Source organism: Microbispora sp. H10836, from assembly GCF_012999525.1.
Lineage (GTDB): Bacteria > Actinomycetota > Actinomycetes > Streptosporangiales > Streptosporangiaceae > Microbispora.
Map to the genome: position 1 here is coordinate 60,302 of NZ_JABBWU010000029.1, position 17,684 is coordinate 77,985.

The following is a 17,684-nucleotide window of genomic DNA, read 5'->3' on the forward strand; positions in this document are numbered from 1 at the left end:
CGTCCCGTCAGAGAGGAACACCGATGGACAGCCTGGGCAGCGACAACGCGACCGCCAACGAGCGGTTGATGTCGTCGGCGTCGATCGGCCGCGTGTCGGTCGACGTCTCGACGGAGGGAATGCCGCCGGGTCCGTCCCACCCGGTGTTGTGGCAGACCATCCGCTTCCGGCACGGCCGCCAGCACTACCTGCCGGAGATGCACGACCGGTTCGGGGACATCGTCACGCTGCGGGTCGTGCCCGGCGGCCCGTTCGTCATCCTGCGCGATCCCGAACACATCCGGGAGGTCTTCCGGGGCGCGCCCGAGGTCTTCCACGCGGGCGAGGGCAACTCCCTCCTGGTGCCGATCGTCGGCCGCCACTCGGTGCTGACGCTCGACGCGCCGGAGCACAAGCCGGCACGCAAGCGGATGATGCCGCCCTTCCACCACGAGCGGATCGCCACGATGGCCGAGGCGATGCGTGAGATGGCGATGGAGGAGGCCCGGAGCTGGCCGGTGGACCGGCCCTTCAGATTCCTGGAGCGGGCCTACGCGCTCACCCTCAAGATCATGGTGCGGCTCGTGTTCGGCGTCGACGACCTGCGGCGCGCCGACGAGCTCGGCCGGGCGCTGCGCCGCGTGTCCGACATCCGCCTGTCCGACATCCTGGTCTGGATCCGGCCCGAGCTGGGCAAGGTGTGGCCGTGGCGCGACTACGTACGCAGTCTCGACCACACCGATGAGCTGATCCACGCCGAGATCGCCAGGCGGCGCCGGGATCCGTCGCGCGGCAGCCGTTCCGACGCCCTGTCCATGCTGCTGGAGGACGAGCCCGACGACGTGGTCGTGCGCGACGAGGTGATGACGCTCCTGGTCGCCGGGCACGAGACGACGGCGGTCGCCCTCGCCTGGCTGTTCGAACGCCTGCTGCGCCACCCCCGGGCGCTGGCGCGGGTGCGCGAGGGACTGGACGAGCCGAAGGACCCCTACCGCACCGCCGTCTTCAAGGAGGCGCTGCGGGTCCGGCCCGTGATCCACAACGTCGCGCGGCGCCTCACCGAGCCCATCGAACTGGCCGGCTACCGGCTGCCCGCCGGAGTCTCCGTGCTGCCGTCCGTCGGCGCCGTGCACATCGATCCCCGGCTGTGGGGTCCCGACGCGCGGCGCTTCCGCCCGGAGAGGTGGCTGGAGGGCAGCCCGCCGCAGAACGCCTGGATCCCCTTCGGCGGCGGCGTACGCCGCTGCCTTGGCGCGACGTTCGCCCAGGTGGAAGTCGAGAACGTGATGGCCGCGCTGCTGCGCGCCGTGGACCTGGAGACCGTCGACCCCGGTGACGAGGGCAGCGCGATGCGCCACATCACCATGATCCCCAAGCAGGGCGCGCGTCTTCGCGTCGTCCGCAGACGCGACTGACGCCGGAGCGTCGCGAAAGGTGTGAACATGAATCAGCAGGTGCGCGTCGCCGCGGTCGTCAACCCGGCGGCCGGCGGCGACGGCGAAGCCGCCGTCAGCGCCATGAGGGAGGTGGGCACCGCCGACGTGGAGGTCTTCGCGACCACGGCGGCGGGCGACGCGGCCGGCATCGCCTACAAGCTGGCCGCCGCCGCCGTTCCTCCGGACATCCTCGTCGCCGTCGGCGGTGACGGCACGGTCTCGGAGGTGGCCGCAGGCCTCTGCCAGGCCCGCGAGACGGGCGTCGCCGCGCTTCCCCCGCTCCTGATCGCGCCGGCGGGAACCGGTAACTCCAGCTACCGGGGGCTTTGGAACGACCGGCCGTGGGAGAGCGTGGCCGGGCTGGCGCTGCGGGGCGAGGCCGTCACCCGGACGATCGACCTGGCCAGGATCGAGCAGAACGACCACCTGGTGCTGCTGGGCTCGGGCAGCGGTCTGTTCGCCGAGACCCTGCTCACGGCCAGGAAGATGGCGGGCAGGGGACGTGAGTTGCTGATGGCGGCCGCCCTGGCCGCCATGGAGGGCTACGTGCCGTACCCGGGCCGGGTGACCGTCGACGGCGAGGTCGTCTACGAGGGGGACGTCATCGAGACGATCGTGGCCGGTTTCCGCTACCGGGGAGGCCTGCTGCAACTGGTCCCGGAGTCGATCGTGGACGACGGAAGGCTCGACATCACCGTCGTCACCGCCGCCGTGGACATGGACGAGTTCGGACAGGCCGCCCTGTACGGCCGTGTCTACGACGTGCCGGGAGTGCGGTGGGGGCGCGGCGAACGGATCACCGTCGAGCGCCTGGACGGACAGCCGTTGTTGTACGAGCACGACGGGGAGCTCATGCCGCGGACCACCCCGTCCTACGACGTCCACGTCGTCCCGGCCGCGCTGACCGTCCTCACGGCGGCCGACGCGCCGTCGTGGTTCAGTGAGAGGTGATCGCGTGGTCAGCGCGAGTTCCGTGCGGGGGAGCGGCCCGTCCCTGGGCGCCGAGCCGTTCCGCGACTACTGCCGCAAGCTGGCCGCCGGCGTCGCCGTGGTCACCTCGTGCGGCCCGTCCGGCTGGTCGGGGACGACCGTGAGCACCGTGACCAGCGTGTCGATGGACCCTCCCCTCCTGATGTGCTGCGTCCGCCCCTGCTCCCAGACCCTGGCCGCGATCCGCGCCGCCGGGCGCTTCGCGGTCCACCTGCTGACCGACGACCAGGCCGCCCTGGCCGACCGGTTCAGCCGGTCGGCCGGCGAGGGCTCGCGTTTCGCCGGGATCGAGGGCCAGGTGCAGCTCGTCGACGGAAGCCCGGTGATCGCCGGCGCACTCGCGGTCGGGTGGTGCGACCTGTACTCCCTGGACGAGATCGGCGACCACGTCGTGGTGTACGGGCGGCTCACGAACATGCGGCTCGGGCAGGGCCGTCCGCTGGTCTGGCACGAGCGCTCCTACCGGCACCTGGAGGCCGCGTCGCCCGACGGCGTGAACGGGAGGGGAACCGCGTCATGACGACCACCCGGCCCGCCGGCGTCACCTCCGGCGAGGCTTCCGAGCCGCCCGCGAGCCTCACGGCGCAGCTCGCCGCCTGGGCGCACGCGGTGACGTACGGGGACATCCCCGCGGCCACGCTGGCGGCGGCCCGCAGCCAGCTCATCTCCAACCTGGCGGCCGTGCGGGCGTCGCTGCGCCATCCCGCCGGACGGGCGATCGTCGCGGCGTACGGCCCGCCGCTGCAGGCCGACCCCGCCCGGTCGGCCTGCGTACTGGCCGCCCTGGCCTCGGCGCTCGACTTCGACGAGGTCGCCTACGCGGGGCACGTCTCGACGGGGGGCGTGAACGTCGCGATCGCGCACGCCGGACTCGACCGGCTGGACGGGCGGGCGCTGCTGGCCACGATCGTCACCGCCAACGAGTGCGCCGCCAGGATCACCGCGGCGACGATCCTCAGCCCGTTCTTCCGGGGGCAGACCAACACCCACTGCCATCTGGCCGGCGCGGCCGCCGCCCGCCTCCGCGCCCGCGACGCCGCACCCGGCGAGTGGGTCGCGGGGCTGGGGCTGGCGCTGGGAACCCTGCCCGTCCCCCTCCACCACGCGGTCGTGACCAGCGACGTCAAGGCGCTGTCGGCGGCGGCGGCCGTCCGCATGGCGCTCGACGGGTGCGACGGCGCGGCGCACGGCCTGGCCGGGCCGGCCACGGTCCTCGAACACCCGGAGGGCCTGCTGGCGGCGCTGTCGGCCGTCCCGCTGCCCGAGATCGTGACCACCGGGCTCGGCCACCGGTGGCACACCGACACCCTGACCTACAAGCGCTTCCCCGGCAGCGCCTACCTGCACGCCGCGTTCGACTGCGCCGAGCGGTTGCACGAGTGGCTGCAGGGGCGGCTCGGCGCCGTCGATCCGTCCCGGGTCCGCCGGGTGGTCGTCCACGGGTCGCTGCTGACCTGGCAGATGGAGCAGAAGGTGGCCCGGGACCTCGACGGCCCCCGGACGAACGTCTCCGCCGCGACCCTGTCGGTCGGGTACGGCGTGGCCACACTGCTGATGACCGGGGCGTTCGGGCCGGAGGACCTCACTCCCTCGGCCCTGGCCGACCCGGAGCGCTGGGCCCTGGTGGAGAAGGTCGTGGTCGAGCACGACATGGACCTGTCGATCCGGATGGCGCAGGCCACCTCGCCGCTGGGCGAGTCGCTGCGCCGGGCCGGGGACCGGGCGCTGGACTGGCCGGAGTTCGTGCGGTGGACCGGCGACGCCGCGCCGGGCCTGCTGGCCGCGCTGGGCGGCCCGGAGGAGACGTTCGAGCAGGCCACCATGGCGATCGGCGCCAGGGTCACCGTCGAGCTGGCCGACGGCGCGTCCGCCGCGGAGAGCCGCGACGCGTTCACCGGGTCCGCGGGCCCCGCGACGCGCCGTGACCACGGCGCGATCGTGGGCCGCAAGTTCCTGTCCACCGGCGGGCCGCGGGACGTGCTGGTCGAGCTGGAACGCCTGGACGCCCTCGGCCCCGACCAGGTCGTCGCGGTCCTGGCCCGCGCCTTGGAGGAGCCGCCGGAGCCCTGACGGCCTGGAGCCCCGGCGGCAGGAGCCCGGCCCCTCAGGGCTCCGAGCCGTGTCCGGGCCCGGCGCCCTGCCGGAGCCCGGACCAGACGCCGGTCAGGAAACGGCCGATGTCGTGCACCGACTCGGCGGCCGCCCTGACCAGGCCCGCCTGCGCCTGGGCGGCGTGCCACAGCCTGGCGTGCTCGACGTAGCGCACCTCGACCCCCGCCGCCCGCAGCGCGGAGGCGAGCGTACGGCACTGGGAATAGAGCAGTTCCCGCGTGTTGGTGTGCAGGTACGTCGGGGGAAGCCCGGCAAGCGCTCCCAGCGCGGGCGCGTAGCGGTGGTCGGCGGGGTCGCCGTCGCCGAGGTAGGCGGCCGCGCAGGCGAAGGCCCACGTGCGGCTGACCACGAGATCCCGGCGCCGATCGGCCTGGACGCCGGGGTTGGCCCAGGGAGAGACGAGGGCCAGCGCGGCCGGCCGCGCCGTTCCCCTGGCGGCCAGCACCTGGGCGGCGGCGAGGGCGAGGCCGCCGCCCGCGGAGTCGCCCGCCAGAGCGACCGAGCCCACGACGCGGGTCAGCGCGTCGAAGGCCGCGACCGTGTCGTCCAGCGCGGCCGGGCACGGGTGCTCGGGCGCGAGGCGGTAGTCCAGAAGGTAGACGGGACGGCGGATCTCCCGGGCGAGGTGGGCGGCCAGCGACCTGTGGGTGGCCGGCGACCCCGTGGTGAACCCGCCGCCGTGGAGGTAGAGCACGGCCTCGGACGAGGGGGTGGCGCCGACGACGACCCGCTCGGCCGGACGGCCCCCCAGCCACGCTTTGGAGACCGTCGTGCCCGCCGGGAGCGGCTGCAGGCGCGCCACGGCGTTCAGCAGAGCGCGCTGCACCGGCCACGGCACCCGGTGATGGAACGTCAGGCGGTAGTAGGGCGCCAGCAGCGCGGACGCGAGCGGCAGCGGAAGCGTCGGCATCGCCGTCACAGCGCGCTCCGGGGCGAGGGGGAGAGCCCGAGGAGCCGGGCCATCAGCACGCCGGCCCGCTGCGAGCCGGAGGGCGTGATCCGGGCCAGCCAGTCGAGGGCCTTGGCCTCGGCGCCCACGACGACCCGCGCCCTGCGCCTGCGCACGCCGTCGAGGATGACGGCGGCGGCCATCTCGGGGCTGTGCAACGCCAGCCGCCGGTCGAAGACGCCCGCGATCGCGTCCCCGTCCAGGCCGTCGGCGACCGCCAGGCGCCGGGTGATCCCCGTTCTGATGCCGCCGGGGTGGACGCAGGTCACGTGCACCGGGTGCCGCGCGGCCAGCATCTCCTGGCGCAGCGCCTCGGTGAACCCGCGGACGGCGAACTTGGAGGCGTTGTAGGCGCTCTGGCCGGGGAAGGTGATGAGCCCGAACAGGCTGGAGACGGTGACGAGGTGCCCGTCTCCGGACGCCACCAGATGGGGCAGGAAGGCGGTGGTGGCGTACACGGCGCCCCAGAAGTTGACCTTGAGGATGTGCTCGACGTCCTCCAGGCGCGCCCGCTCGACCTCGCCGTAGTAGGCGATTCCGGCGTTGTTGTACAGCTGGTTCACCCTCCCGAACCGGGTGAGGACGTCGCCGGCGTAGGAGACGACCGCGTCCCGGTCGGTGACGTCCAGGTGGTCGGCCTTGACGTCGGCGCCCCCGGCCTTGCACCGGTCGGCGGTCTCGGCCAGACCGGCGGCGTCGACGTCGGAGATCGCCAGAGCGGCACCGGACCCGGCGAGGCGCAGGGCGAGCGCCCGCCCGATCCCCGAGCCCGCGCCCGTGATGGCGGCGACCTTTCCCGTGAAACGGGTTGTTCCGGTTCTCCTGGTCATGGGGTCTCCGCGTGGGACGTGTGGTAGGCATCGAGGTCGAACGTGCGGGTGACCTGCCGGAACTCGTAGGAGAAGCCCGGCCACATCGTGGTGTTGGCGCCGTGTTTGTCCATGTACCAGCTGGCGCAGCGCCCGGTGTTCCACACGCTGCGCGACAGCTTGTCCTGCAGCGTCCGCGAGAACCGGTCCTGGGCGTCCGCGCGCACCTCCACCGATCGGATGCGCCGCCGCCTCATGGTCTCGATGGCCTCGACCAGGTAGTTCACCTGGCACTCGATCATGAAGATCATCGAGTTGTGGCCGAGGCCCGTGTTGGGGCCCACGAGGATGAACAGGTTCGGGAAGCCCGCGACGGCGGTGCCCTTGTAACACTTGCGGCCGACGTCGTCGAAGACCTCGCCGAGACTCCTGCCGTGCCTGCCGAAGATCTTGCGGTAGGTGGGGGAGTCGGTCACCTGGAACCCGGTGGCCAGGATGATGGCGTCGGTGTCGTGGAGGCCGCCGTCCGCGGTGGCGATGGAGTCGACGCCCACCTTGTCGATCCGCGCCGTCACCAGGCGCACGTGCTCACGGTTGAAGGCGGGGTAGTAGGAGTTGGACAGGAGGATGCGCTTGCAGCCCAGACGGTAGTCGGGCGTGAGCTGCCGGCGTACCTCCGGGTCGCGCACCTCGTACCGCAGCTTGGCCCTGCTCAGGTGCTCCACGGGCTTGAGCAGCATCGGCCGCCGCGCCAGGCCGACGACCTGGGCCTCGTGCGCCCAGTACAGGACCGAGCGGACGAGCCGCCGGTAGAACGGCAGACGGCGGAACGCCAGCCGTTCCGGCTTCGTGTAGCGGCGTTCCAGGCGCGGCAGTATCCAGGGGGCGGTGCGCTGGTAGACGCGCAGCTCGGCGACCTCGTCCGCGATGGCGGGGACGATCTGGACGGCCGAGGCGCCGGTGCCGATGACCGCGACCTTCTTGCCGGTCAGGTCCGCCTCGTGGCTCCACCGGGCCGAGTGGAAGATCGGCCCGCCGAACGTGTCGAGCCCGGGGATGTCGGGCAGCGCCGGCTCGCACAGCGCGCCCCACGCGCCCACCAGGACGGCGGCGGTGAACCGCCCCTTGGAGGTGCGCAGCTCCCACCGCCCGGTCGCGTCGTTCCAGCGGGCGTCGGTGACCTCGCACCCGAACACGTGCCTGCGGCGGATGTCGTACCGGTGCGCCACCTGGCGGATGTAGTCCTGGATCTCCGGCTGCTCGGAGAACGACCTCGTCCAGTTCGGATTGAGGGCGAAGGAGTACGAGTACAGGTGGGACGGCACGTCGCACGCCGCCCCGGGATAGGTGTTGTCACGCCAGGTGCCGCCGACGTCGCCGCCGCGTTCCAGGATCAGGAAGTCGTCCCACCCCTTGAGGCGGAAGCGGACCGCGGTGGCGACACCGGCCAGTCCTCCGCCGATCACGATGATGTGCGCGTGCCGCTCCGGCGGATCCGCGGGCTCCGGGTCCCCGGTGCCCGCGGCCACGACGTCGAGCGGCGTCTTCGAGTCTGTAGAGTCCACGCGCGATCCGATCTCTCGTCATCGCCGTCTGCGCGATTCGCCCGGCGATTGTCCCAACCCGGCCTGACGTGCCTCTGAAACCCGGCCCCGCCGACGGACAGCGGTGTTTCAGGGGGCTTGTGGACCATGGGTGCCGCAACGGCCGCGATGTCCGGTGCCCCGGACCTTCGCCGTCGACGACCGGGCAGGTGAGGAGAGGTCCCATGGGATTCACGCCAGCGGAGACGGGATCGGCCGAGACGCCGGACGTCCTGATAGTGGGGGCCGGAATGGCCGGGCTGGGCATGGCGATCGAACTGCTCCGAGCCGGCATGTCCGACTTCGTCGTGCTGGAGAAGGCCGACGGCGTCGGCGGGACGTGGCGCGAGAACACCTATCCGGGCTGCGCGTGCGACGTGGCGAGCGTCATGTACTCCTACTCCTTCGCCCCCAGCCGCAAGTGGTCCAGGATGTACGCGCGGCAGCCGGAGATCCTCGACTACATCGGAACCGTCGCCAAGGACCACGAGCTGGAGCCCTTCATCAGGTTCGGCACCGAGGCGGTGTCGTACGAGTTCGACGAGGCCGACGACCGGTGGCGGGTCCGCACCCGGTCGGGCCAGGAGTACCGGCCGCGGATCGTCGTGCTGGCGCACGGGGCGCTGCACCTGCCGAACATCCCGGACTTCCCGGGCATGGCCCGTTTCAAGGGCCCGATCTTCCACTCGGCCCTGTGGGACGACTCCGTCGAACTGGCGGGCAAGCGGGTCGCGGTGATCGGCACCGGGGCGAGCGCCGTGCAGTTCATCCCGGAGATCGCGGGGATCGCGGCGCACGTCGACGTCTACCAGCGCAACGCGCACTGGATGCTGCCCAAGGCCGACCGGCCGTTCAAGACCTGGGAACACCGGCTCTTCCGTACGCTGCCGTTCACGCAGTGGCTCTACCGCAACGTCGCGTACTGGACGCACGAACTCCCCGTCCTGGCGTTCCTCAACCCGCGGTTCGTCAAGATCCTGGAGGTGGCGTCGCGGCGCATGCTGGACAAGCAGGTTCCCGATCCGGAACTGCGTGCCAAGCTCACCCCCCGGTACAAGATCGGGTGCAAGCGCATCCTGTTGTCGAACGACTACTATCCCGCGCTGCTGCGCCCGGACGTGGACCTGGTCACCGACGGCGTCGCCGAGTTCACCGAGACGGGCGTCAGGACGGCGTCCGGTGAGGTCCGGGAGGCGGACGTGGTGATCCTCGGCACCGGGTTCCGCACCCACAACAGGTGTGCCGACATCCCGATCACCGGCCGGGACGGGCTCACGATCCAGGAGGCGTGGCGCGACGGCATGACCGCCTATCTGGGCATGACCGTCGCCGGGATGCCGAACATGTTCATGATCATGGGGCCCAACTCCGGCGGCGGAGCGCAGTCGATCCTGTTCGTCATCGAGTCGCAGCTCCACTACATCGTCGAGTGCCTCCGCATGATGAAGGCGCGCCGGGCCACCCGCCTGGAGGTGCGCGCGGAGGTCCAGCGCCGGTTCAACGCCTGGCTGCACGGCAAGCTCAACCGGTCGGTCTGGAACACCGGCGGCTGCCACAGCTGGTTCCTCGACCACACCGGGCACAACCGGCATTCGTGGCCGGGGACCGGCACGTCGTACTGGAAGGCCACCCGCCGCCCCGACCCGCGGGCGTTCATCCTGTCCGGCTCACGGGCCGGGCGGGACGCCCAGGGCGCCCCGCGGGTGGACGCGCCCCCGCGGGCCGGGTCCTCCACCGGCGGTCAGTGAGGCGCACGCCCGGCACGCCGCCGTGGGCCCGAGGCGTCGCGTTTCCCTTGCCCATAAATACGGTCGATCGTACTCTTTCTTAATGGATACCACCGCGCACATCGGTCTGACCGAAGAGACGGACCCCTACTGCGTCACGGCGGAGGACGCCGTCAGGATGCTGTCCGGAGCCCCCTGGCGCCGATACGCCGTGATCGGGGACAGCCTGTCGGCCGGCACCGGGGATCCCAGCCCGGGCTATCTCGACCAGGGGTGGTCCGACCGGCTCGCCGGCATCCTGCGGCGCGTCCGGCCGGACCTGGAGTACCTGAACACGGCGGAGATCGGGGCGACCACCGGCGAGACGCTCGACAAGCAGGCCGGGCGGATGCTCGAGTTCAAGCCCGATCTCCTGCACGTGCCGTGCGGGGCCAACGACATCATCCGCAGGCAGCCGGACTTCGGCGAGATCGAGGCGACGCTGCGGCGCATGTACGACCTGGCGGCGGGGACCGGCGCGCGGCTGACCACGTTCACCCTGGGCCGGGCCTTCGTCGTGCCGGTCTTCCCTGACTGGCACGACCGGGTCACCACGCTGAACGACATGGTCCGCCGCCTGGCCGCCGAGTACGGCGCCGTCGTCATCGACATGTGGAGCCACCCGGTCAACGACCGCGACACGCTGCTGAGCGCCGACCGCATCCACTTCTCCACGTCCGGGCAGGCGGTGATGGCGGCGGAGATGGTCAGGGCGCTGGCCGGCGTCCTCGGCCGCGACCGGCTCGGGTCCGGCGACGACGCTCCCCGGCACACCTGACAGACCCCACCTGACAGACCCCACCTGACCGGCCGCACCTGACCGGCCACACCTCTCGGTCCCGCCTCCGCGCACGGGCCGGCGGCTCTCGCCGCCGGCCCGTCGTCGCGAGAGCGTTGAAGAAGAAATACGTACGGGCGTATGCTCTTCTTGTTCTCTTCGTGTCCCGTCGTGCCGAGAGCCGGCGGGGATTCCCACGTACGGCAGGCGCAGTGCGAGAGGCGCAGGAACAGGGAGGTCATGTGACCAAGGACCGGCAACAGGTGATCGCCCCCGCGGCGCCGACGGAGGAGGCGGCGATCCCCTGGGGTGCGATGTCGCTCGTCATGGTCGGCATGTTCATGGCGATCCTCGACTCGTTCATCGTCGTGGTGGCGGCCCCGTCGATCGCGGCCGATCTCAACGCCTCCGTCGGCGACCTGCAATGGATCCTGGCCGCATACCAGCTCAGCTACGCGACCCTGATGATCACGGGTGGTCGCGTGGCGGACCTGTTCGGCCGCAAGCGGATCTACATCCTGGGCATGGGGATATTCACGCTGTCCTCCATCGCGTGCGCGATGGCGCCGAGCCCGGGAACGCTCATCGCCGCGCGTGTCGTCCAGGGCGTGGGCGCGGCCCTGATGGTCCCCCAGGTGTTCGCCGTCGTCACGGTGCTGGTCCCCGAGAAGGGAAGACACCGGGTCTTCGGCGTCCTGGGCGTCGTGATCGGCATGGCCACGATCAGCGGCCAGCTCGTCGGCGGCCTGCTGATCGGAGCCGACATCTTCGGGTCCGACTGGCGGGCGGTGTTCTGGGTCAACGTGCCGATCGGCGTCGTCACGCTCCTGCTCGCCCTGGCGTACGTCCCGGAGTCGCGGTCTCCGGCGGCTCGCAAGCTCGACATCCCCGGAATGCTGGCGCTCAGCGTCGCGCTGCTGCTGGCGGTCTTCCCGCTGATCCAGGGGCGGGAGGAAGGCTGGCCGTGGTGGATCTGGGCGTGTTTCGCCGCGAGCCTGATCGCGTTCGGGGTCTTCGTCGTGGTCGAGCGCGCCGTGGCCGCCCGCGGCGGCGATCCGCTGATGACGCTGTCGCTGTTCGCCCAGCGCTCGTTCTCGCTGGGCATCGTGCTGGTCCTGGCCGTGTACGCGCTGCTCAGCTCGTACTACCTGTCGCTGTCGGTCGCCATGCAGCAGGGTCTCGGCATGTCGGCGCTGGGCGCGGGGCTGGTGTACACGCCCGCCGCGACCGTCTTCTTCATCTTCAGCATGGTGGCGGGCCGGCTCGTGCCGAGGTACGGCCGGCGCGTGCTCGAGGTCGGTGCGATCATCCTGGCCCTCGGATACCTGACGACGACGCTCGTGCTGCTGTTCGGCCCGCGGCTTACCCCGGCGCTGGTGATCCCCACGCTCATGCTGCAGAGCGTCGGCGGCGGGCTGCTCATCACGCCCCTGCTGAACACCGTGCTGAGCCGGATCAAGCCGGAGTCGGTCGGGATGGCCTCCGGGTCGCTGTCCACGGCTCAGCAGGTCGGCGGCGCGCTCGGCGTCGCCGTGATCGGCGCGGTGTTCTTCAACTCCTTCCACCCGCAGGCGGACGGACCGGTGGAGGCCGCGGGGCACGCCTTCGCGATGGCGTCGCTGGGCACGTTCGTGGTCGCCGCGGTGACCGCCGTCCTCATCTTCCTGTTGCCCAAGCAGGCCAGGGCAGGCCGATGAGGCGATGACCGGCCCTCCCCGGGAGGGCCGGTCAGAGGCCCAGCATCCCGTTCACGGCACGGTAGACCTTGTCCACCACGCCGGCGTCTCCCATGCGCAGGGCGGTGTTGGCGGCGCACAGCAGTGCGTCGATCTGGAAGGCGGCGAGCTGGGTGTCCAGACCGGAGACCTCGCCCTCGGCGACGGCGTGCCCCAGCTCGCCCGCGATGGTCGCGACCCACTCCTGCTGGTCGCGGAACAGCGCGTCGCGGATCGGGCCCGGCCTGCTGTCGAAGTCCGCCAGGTTAGCGGCCCGGAAACAGCCGCCGGCGAACAGCGGAGCCGTGGCGTACTCGGTCCAGTGGTCGAGCAGCGCGCGCAGCCGGGCGACGCCCGGCTGCGCCGACCGGGTCGGCCGGATGACCGCGTCGATGAACAGGCGGCGCGCGTACTCGATGGTGGCGAGCTGGAGCGTCTCCTTGCTCTTGAAGAGGGTCTGGATGCCGGCCTTGCTGAGCCCGGTCTCGGTGGCGAGCCGTCCGAAGGAGACGTTCTCGAGACCCTCCAGCGAGGCCAGGTCGACCGCGTGCCGCAGGACGCGCTCGCGTGTCCTGGCACCGCGCAGCAGGCGTTTGTCCGTGACCCCGGTCTTTCCCCGCAGGAGAGCCTGACCGGGTGCGATCGTGTCATCGTGCGGCGCGACGGGATCCACAGCACTCCCCATACGATCGACCGTACACCATAAGTCCTCACCCCGATCGGCCGCAGGCAAACGCGAGGACCCGGATCCGCCGTCATTCCCCCGACCGGCCTCAGCGCGACCTACTCGATCGACCGGGTAGCTGCTCGAACGTGCGGGTCCCCCCTGGAGATTCCCTCTGGTTAGACTCCTGCCGATGACAATTCGGTGAGATCCACCTTTTACTCGTCGCCAGAGGCCTTGACCTGCCGCCGGGGAGGATGTCCCGTTCCTCCGCCGGTGATGCGGCAACTATGTGGCACAGCCTGTTTTCCACTAGGGGGAAGTGAACTGTGGCGATCGTTGGCATAGATATTCTCGGCCCACTGCGAGTCAGGTTCTCCAATTGCGAGGCGGCACCGACCGGAGCGAAGCTGAGGAGTCTTTTCGCCATTCTCGCGTTCCGCGCCGGCCATACGGTGATGCGCGACGAACTCATCGACGAACTCGACCTGATGAACACCACCGACGACGCCGTCAACGCCCTGCACGCGCATCTGGCCCGGCTCCGCCGCTGGCTGCGGCACTACGGCCGGGAATCCGACCTGATCGAGACGGTCGGCTCCGACTACCGGCTCAACCTGGACCGGGGCACGGTGGACGCGCACCGGTTCGTCAATCTCACCGAGCGCGCGCTGGAACTGGCGCCGGGAACTCCCTCGGTGGTCGCGAGCATCCTCAAGGACGCGCTCTGCCTGTGGCGCGGCGATGCCATGCTCGACGCCCTCGACGGCCGGCTGGGTGCCGCCGCGGCCAACGAACTCGACAACTGGCGCGCGGTCGCGCGGGAGACGCTGATCGACGCGTGGCTCTGTCTCGGCAGCAACCAGCAGGTGGTGCTGAACGCCAGGAAGTTCATCGCCGAGAATCCGCTGAACGAGATGATGCACGCCCGGCACATACGCGCGCTGTGCCGGATGGGCCGGTACGCCGAGGCGATCGAGGCCTACAAGAACGCCGAGAAGGTGCTGAGCGACGAACTGGGCGTCGGGCCGGGCAGCGAACTCCGTCTCGCCACCGAGGATCTGGCGACCCTCGGCCCGGGCCTGGCGCTCCCCGCCGAGAGCCGGCGAGGCGCGGCCGACCACGGGGAGCCGACGCCCCACGCCGGACGCGCCACAAGGAAGGCGCCCCGCCCCACGGGTCCGGCCCGGCCGGACAGGCCCGCGGACCGGTGGGCCGCACTCGGTGCGGGCCGATGACCCCCGACGGGAAGCGGCGGGACCACTGCGACCGGCCGCTCCTGCGGCAGGCAAGCCCGCGCCCGGGCGGTGTCTCCTGACGAAAGCCGGAAGGGCGGGCGGCGACCGCGATACATGATTCGTCGTTTTCCGGATGAGCAGGCCGCCTGCCGATTTCTGCCCTTGTCACTGTTTTCCCGATATGCCCGTCTGTGGCGGCGGATTTCCCTGCGGGCGGCCGCCGGGCTTTCGCCGAGACCGGACGTCACCGTCGCGCCACCGTTTTATCGCCACTATGTCACCGCCATGGCGCGATGTCCTGGCCTGCGACGGCGGAGGAGGGATATCGTCGGGGACAGTCCGATTCCAATTGCTCATTCCGTCTGATCAGCCGCTGTCGGCGCCGGTAACGGCGAGGGCGGGCATCCGGGTGCCCGCGGGCCGTCCCGTACACGCGGACGTGCGCGACGGAGCCGGGAGGAGGCGGCCATGCGGCATCGGCGGCACGCCGGCGAAACGCCTGCGGGCACGGGCGAGCCGCTCGTGCGGGTCCTGGAGGGAGCGCTGTCACGAGCGGAATGCCGGGCGGTCGTCCACCGCATGGCGGATGCGACCGGTCATCCGGGAAGCGTGCTCAGGAGGAGCGCCGACGTGGTCGACCTCCGCTTGCGCCGCTGCCGGGAGCACTCACTCGACGCCGGGGAGGCCCGCCTCGTCGTGGCGGCCATGGTCGGGGCCGCCCGCGAGGCGCACGCCGGCGCGGTGGAGGAGATCAGGCTCGACGGCCCCAAGTTCTGCAGCTACGGGCAGGGCGAGTACTTCCGCGCCCACCGCGACCGTTCCGGAGACGCGCGTGACCCGGCCGCCGTACGGACTCGGCGCCTGACCATGGTGTGCGCGCTCAACGACGCGGACCCCGACGGCGGGTTGCCGGTCTTCGACGGCGGCGCGTTGATCCTGCACGTGCCGGGGAGCGACGGCGTCATGGAGGCCCGCCCCGTCCAGCCGGCGGCCGGGTCGTTGGTGATCTTCGAGGCCGGCCTGTTGCACGAGGTGCGTCCGGTCAGAGCCGGAACCAGATACTCGGCCATCGCCTGGACCTTCGCCCCCGCCGGGACGGAGCCCGCCGGGCACGACGGGTGAAGTCCACACGGACCGACAGGAGGGTCAAGCGATGCGGAACCTGCACGACGACGTCAACGAGTGTCTCGAAGTCCGGGTGACGGACGATCTCCTCGGTGCCTACCGTCCGGAGCTGGCCGGGTTCCTGAGCGCATGCGGGCTCGGCCGTCTCCTCGAGGAGGTGTTCGTCCCGCTGGCCGCCTCGTCCCGAACCCGGACGGCCGTCGCGTACGAGGAGCGCCCCTGGCCGCCGGCCGGGGTCGGCGCGCGGGCGCTGCGCGGGCTGGCGCTCGCGGTGGTCAGCGACGACGGTCAGGCGCTGCTGACGCCGGTCGCCCTCACACCGCAGCACCGCACGAACATCGGGCTCTCCGCCGCGCTGCTCAAGATCCTCCTGGAGGACCTCGGGGCGCAGGAGATCGAGTGGCTCGCGGTGTTCGTCAACCAGCGCTCCCAGCTCGTCGCCGGGGAACTGGCGAGCGTCGGGTTCGAGCCGCGTGAGGCGCGGGTGGTCACCGGCCAGGCCGAGTTCACCGCGTACGCCGCACGACCCGCCGAGGTCCTCGGGCGCCTGGGGCTGGCCGATGCCCGGCTGGGCGACGTCCTCGCGCTCAACCTGGAGCACGCGCTGATCACCAAGCTCGCCGCGTTCCAGTTCTCGCTGTCCGAAGGGGTCAAGAACTACTGGGCGGACAAGCCGCAGTGGGCCGAGGTGTTCCCCGGATTCATCGACTGGGCGGCGCTTCCCCCCGGCGGCATCACCGGGACGGCCGGGCCGGGCGCCGACCCGATCGACCCCGTGATCGTCATTCCGAAGTAGGCGTCGTCCCGTCGTGGCGGCCTCCATCGACATCGTCATCCGGTCCTATCACCGCGACAGGCACTGGCTCGCCCTCGCGCTGCGGTCGGTCGAACTGTTCGTGACGGGCCAACGGAACGTGGTCGTGGTGATACCCGAGACGAGCGCGTCCCGGATGGACACCGCGCCGCTGCGCGACGCCCCCGGCGTGCGTCTTCGTCTCTGTCCCGGCGGCGACGACGACTACCTGGGCCAGCAGCTCACCAAGCTGCACGCCGACCTGCTGACCGACGCCGACCTGATCGTGCATCTCGACTCCGATCAGGTGTTCGTCCAGCCGTGCGACCTGCGCGAGCGGCTCTGGAAGGAGGGAAGGCCGTGGATGGCGTTCTCTGGCGGCGACCGCAGGCCGCCTCGCGACGGGTGGCGGCGATCGCCCGCCGCGTTCTACGGGCGTCCCGTGCACTGCGATCTGGCGACGCCGTTGCCGCTCGCCGTACCACGTCACGTCTACGGCGCGGTGCGGGAGCACAGCCTCGTCGCGCACGGCGTCCCCATCGCCGAGTACGCCCGGCGCGCGGGGGCCGGGAGGTTCAGTGAGGCCGCGCTGCTCCGCGGCCACGCCCTGCTGTTCGAACCCGAGCGGTACGCCTGGGTGGACGTGCGCGACGCGGATCCCCTCCCCGAATGCCTGACCTTCTGGAGCCGGGCCGAGACCCCGGCCTCGGCCGCCCACCGCCTTCCCGGGGCGCTGGCCGAGCAGGCGCTCGCGGGCCTGCCGTGACGAGGACGGCGCCGGTGTCGGTCGTCATCTCCACCTACCAGGAGGGAGAGGCGCTCGCCGCGACGGTGCGCTCCGTCTCGCACGCCGTCCCGCGGCCGCGCGAGATCGTCGTGGTCGACGACGGGAGCACCGACGGGAGCGCCGAGCGGGACTGGCCGGACCACGTCACGCTCGTGCGCCAGGCGCACCGCGGCATCGCGGCCGCGAGGAACCACGGAGCGCGGGTCGCCTCGCAGCCGGCGCTGGTGTTCCTCGACGCCCACTGCGGTGTGGCGGACGGCTGGCTGGACCCGCTTCTCGACGTCCTCGACGAGGAACCCGAGGCTGTCGCCGGGCCCGCCGTACGGGACGCGGAGCAGCCGGATTACGTCGGGTGCGGCGCCCGTATCGTGGACGCGCTGTTCACCTACCGGTGGCAGCGCGTCCCGGACACGGCGTGCGCCCACGTGCCCGTCGGCGTGGTCCCCGGAGGCTGCCTGGCGGTGAACCGGAGGACGTTCGCCGACGCCGGCGGGTTCGCCCCCTTCACCGGCTTCGGCGTGGAGGACGTCGAGATCAGCCTGCGGTGGTGGCGCGCGGGCCGTCCCCTGCTCGGAGTCCCGGCCTCGCAGGTCGCTCACCGGTTCCGCGCGGCGCCGCCGTATCGCCCCGACCACGCGTCGTGGCTGCGCAACGTCCTGCGTACGGCCCTGCTGCACCTGACGGGCGAGCGCCTGCGCGTGACCGTGCTCGCCTGCGCCCGTTTCTCGTCGTTCAACAGGGCCGTCGCGGACGTCCTCGCCGAGCGGTGGGCGGAGGCGGCGTCGCGGCTCGCCGTGGCGGAGGTCCGGCAGGTCGTCTCCTACCTCGACACGTGGGCCCCGGCGGCCTTCCCGGCACAGGCCTGCCCGAATGAAGCTCCGAGGGCCGACGGATGGACCGCGTGGTGACAGGCTGCCTCGAAGCGGCCTCCGCGGTTCTCCCGGGCGTCACAGGCGCCGG

16 protein-coding genes are annotated in these 17,684 nt (G+C 71.8%); 12 read left to right on the top strand and 4 right to left on the bottom strand.

The genetic code is table 11. From position 1 onward, the window contains the following. The first annotated feature begins 23 nt into the window (after positions 1-23). Genes HHX30_RS36350 through HHX30_RS36365 form a run of 4 tightly spaced genes read left to right on the top strand, consistent with a single transcriptional unit; the run spans position 24 to position 4,475 of the window. Positions 24-1,394 (top strand): cytochrome P450, encoded by a 1,371-nt coding sequence (locus tag HHX30_RS36350; protein WP_169988210.1) that lies wholly within the window; start codon positions 24-26, stop codon positions 1,392-1,394. Positions 1,395-1,421: 27 nt separating this feature from the next. Beyond that, entirely contained in the window at positions 1,422-2,366 is a 945-nt protein-coding gene (locus tag HHX30_RS36355) for a diacylglycerol kinase family protein (RefSeq protein WP_169988212.1), read from the top strand. Between the two features lie 4 nt (positions 2,367-2,370). After that, positions 2,371-2,925, top strand: coding sequence for a flavin reductase family protein (locus HHX30_RS36360; protein WP_169988214.1), 555 nt, complete (start codon positions 2,371-2,373; stop codon positions 2,923-2,925). Next, entirely contained in the window at positions 2,922-4,475 is a 1,554-nt protein-coding gene (locus tag HHX30_RS36365; protein ID WP_169988216.1) for an MmgE/PrpD family protein, read from the top strand. Before HHX30_RS36360 ends, HHX30_RS36365 begins: the two co-directional genes overlap by 4 nt. Positions 4,476-4,509: 34 nt before the next feature. On the opposite strand, the gene HHX30_RS36370 is transcribed toward HHX30_RS36365, so the two are convergent. Genes HHX30_RS36370 through HHX30_RS36380 form a run of 3 tightly spaced genes read right to left on the bottom strand, consistent with a single transcriptional unit; the run spans position 4,510 to position 7,840 of the window. Continuing rightward, a complete protein-coding gene (locus HHX30_RS36370) occupies positions 4,510-5,427 on the bottom strand; it encodes an alpha/beta hydrolase fold domain-containing protein (protein WP_169988291.1) in 918 nt (305 codons plus the stop codon). A 5-nt stretch (positions 5,428-5,432) separates the two neighbouring features. Then, positions 5,433-6,296: an SDR family oxidoreductase gene (locus tag HHX30_RS36375; protein WP_169988218.1), complete on the bottom strand. Its 864-nt coding sequence runs from the start codon at positions 6,294-6,296 to the stop codon at positions 5,433-5,435. Beyond that, a complete protein-coding gene (locus HHX30_RS36380; RefSeq protein WP_311923008.1) occupies positions 6,293-7,840 on the bottom strand; it encodes an NAD(P)/FAD-dependent oxidoreductase in 1,548 nt (515 codons plus the stop codon). The genes HHX30_RS36375 and HHX30_RS36380 overlap by 4 nt, the downstream gene beginning before the upstream one ends. Before the next feature lie 203 nt (positions 7,841-8,043). Here HHX30_RS36380 and HHX30_RS36385 point away from each other — a divergent pair, with 203 nt between their 5' ends. From HHX30_RS36385 to HHX30_RS36395, 3 genes are all read left to right on the top strand, one after another. After that, a complete protein-coding gene (locus HHX30_RS36385; protein WP_169988220.1) occupies positions 8,044-9,606 on the top strand; it encodes an NAD(P)/FAD-dependent oxidoreductase in 1,563 nt (520 codons plus the stop codon). Positions 9,607-9,688: 82 nt separating this feature from the next. Beyond that, entirely contained in the window at positions 9,689-10,402 is a 714-nt protein-coding gene (locus HHX30_RS36390; protein WP_169988222.1) for an SGNH/GDSL hydrolase family protein, read from the top strand. Positions 10,403-10,644: 242 nt separating this feature from the next. Further along, a complete protein-coding gene (locus HHX30_RS36395; protein ID WP_211593225.1) occupies positions 10,645-12,099 on the top strand; it encodes an MFS transporter in 1,455 nt (484 codons plus the stop codon). A gap of 31 nt (positions 12,100-12,130) precedes the next feature. On the opposite strand, the gene HHX30_RS36400 is transcribed toward HHX30_RS36395, so the two are convergent. Continuing rightward, the gene (locus tag HHX30_RS36400; RefSeq protein WP_169988224.1) at positions 12,131-12,802 is read right to left on the bottom strand and encodes a TetR/AcrR family transcriptional regulator; all 672 of its coding nucleotides are present in this window, start codon (positions 12,800-12,802) and stop codon (positions 12,131-12,133) included. A 308-nt stretch (positions 12,803-13,110) separates the two neighbouring features. On the opposite strand from HHX30_RS36400, the gene HHX30_RS36405 reads away from it, so the two are divergent. The 5 genes from HHX30_RS36405 to HHX30_RS36425 all read left to right on the top strand — a co-directional run bounded on the left by HHX30_RS36405 (position 13,111) and on the right by HHX30_RS36425 (position 17,632). Continuing rightward, positions 13,111-14,019 (top strand): AfsR/SARP family transcriptional regulator, encoded by a 909-nt coding sequence (locus HHX30_RS36405; protein WP_169988226.1) that lies wholly within the window; start codon positions 13,111-13,113, stop codon positions 14,017-14,019. Positions 14,020-14,487: 468 nt separating this feature from the next. After that, positions 14,488-15,141, top strand: a complete 654-nt coding sequence (locus tag HHX30_RS36410) for a 2OG-Fe(II) oxygenase (protein WP_169988228.1) — start codon at positions 14,488-14,490, stop codon at positions 15,139-15,141. 31 nt (positions 15,142-15,172) lie between these two features. Then, positions 15,173-15,940 carry a hypothetical protein gene (locus tag HHX30_RS36415; protein ID WP_169988230.1) on the top strand — a complete coding sequence of 256 codons (768 nt, stop codon included), beginning with the start codon at positions 15,173-15,175 and terminating at the stop codon, positions 15,938-15,940. 13 nt (positions 15,941-15,953) lie between these two features. Beyond that, entirely contained in the window at positions 15,954-16,703 is a 750-nt protein-coding gene (locus HHX30_RS36420) for a hypothetical protein (protein WP_169988231.1), read from the top strand. Positions 16,704-16,717: 14 nt separating this feature from the next. Further along, positions 16,718-17,632, top strand: a complete 915-nt coding sequence (locus tag HHX30_RS36425) for a glycosyltransferase (RefSeq protein WP_169988233.1) — start codon at positions 16,718-16,720, stop codon at positions 17,630-17,632. The last annotated feature ends 52 nt before the right edge of the window (positions 17,633-17,684 follow it).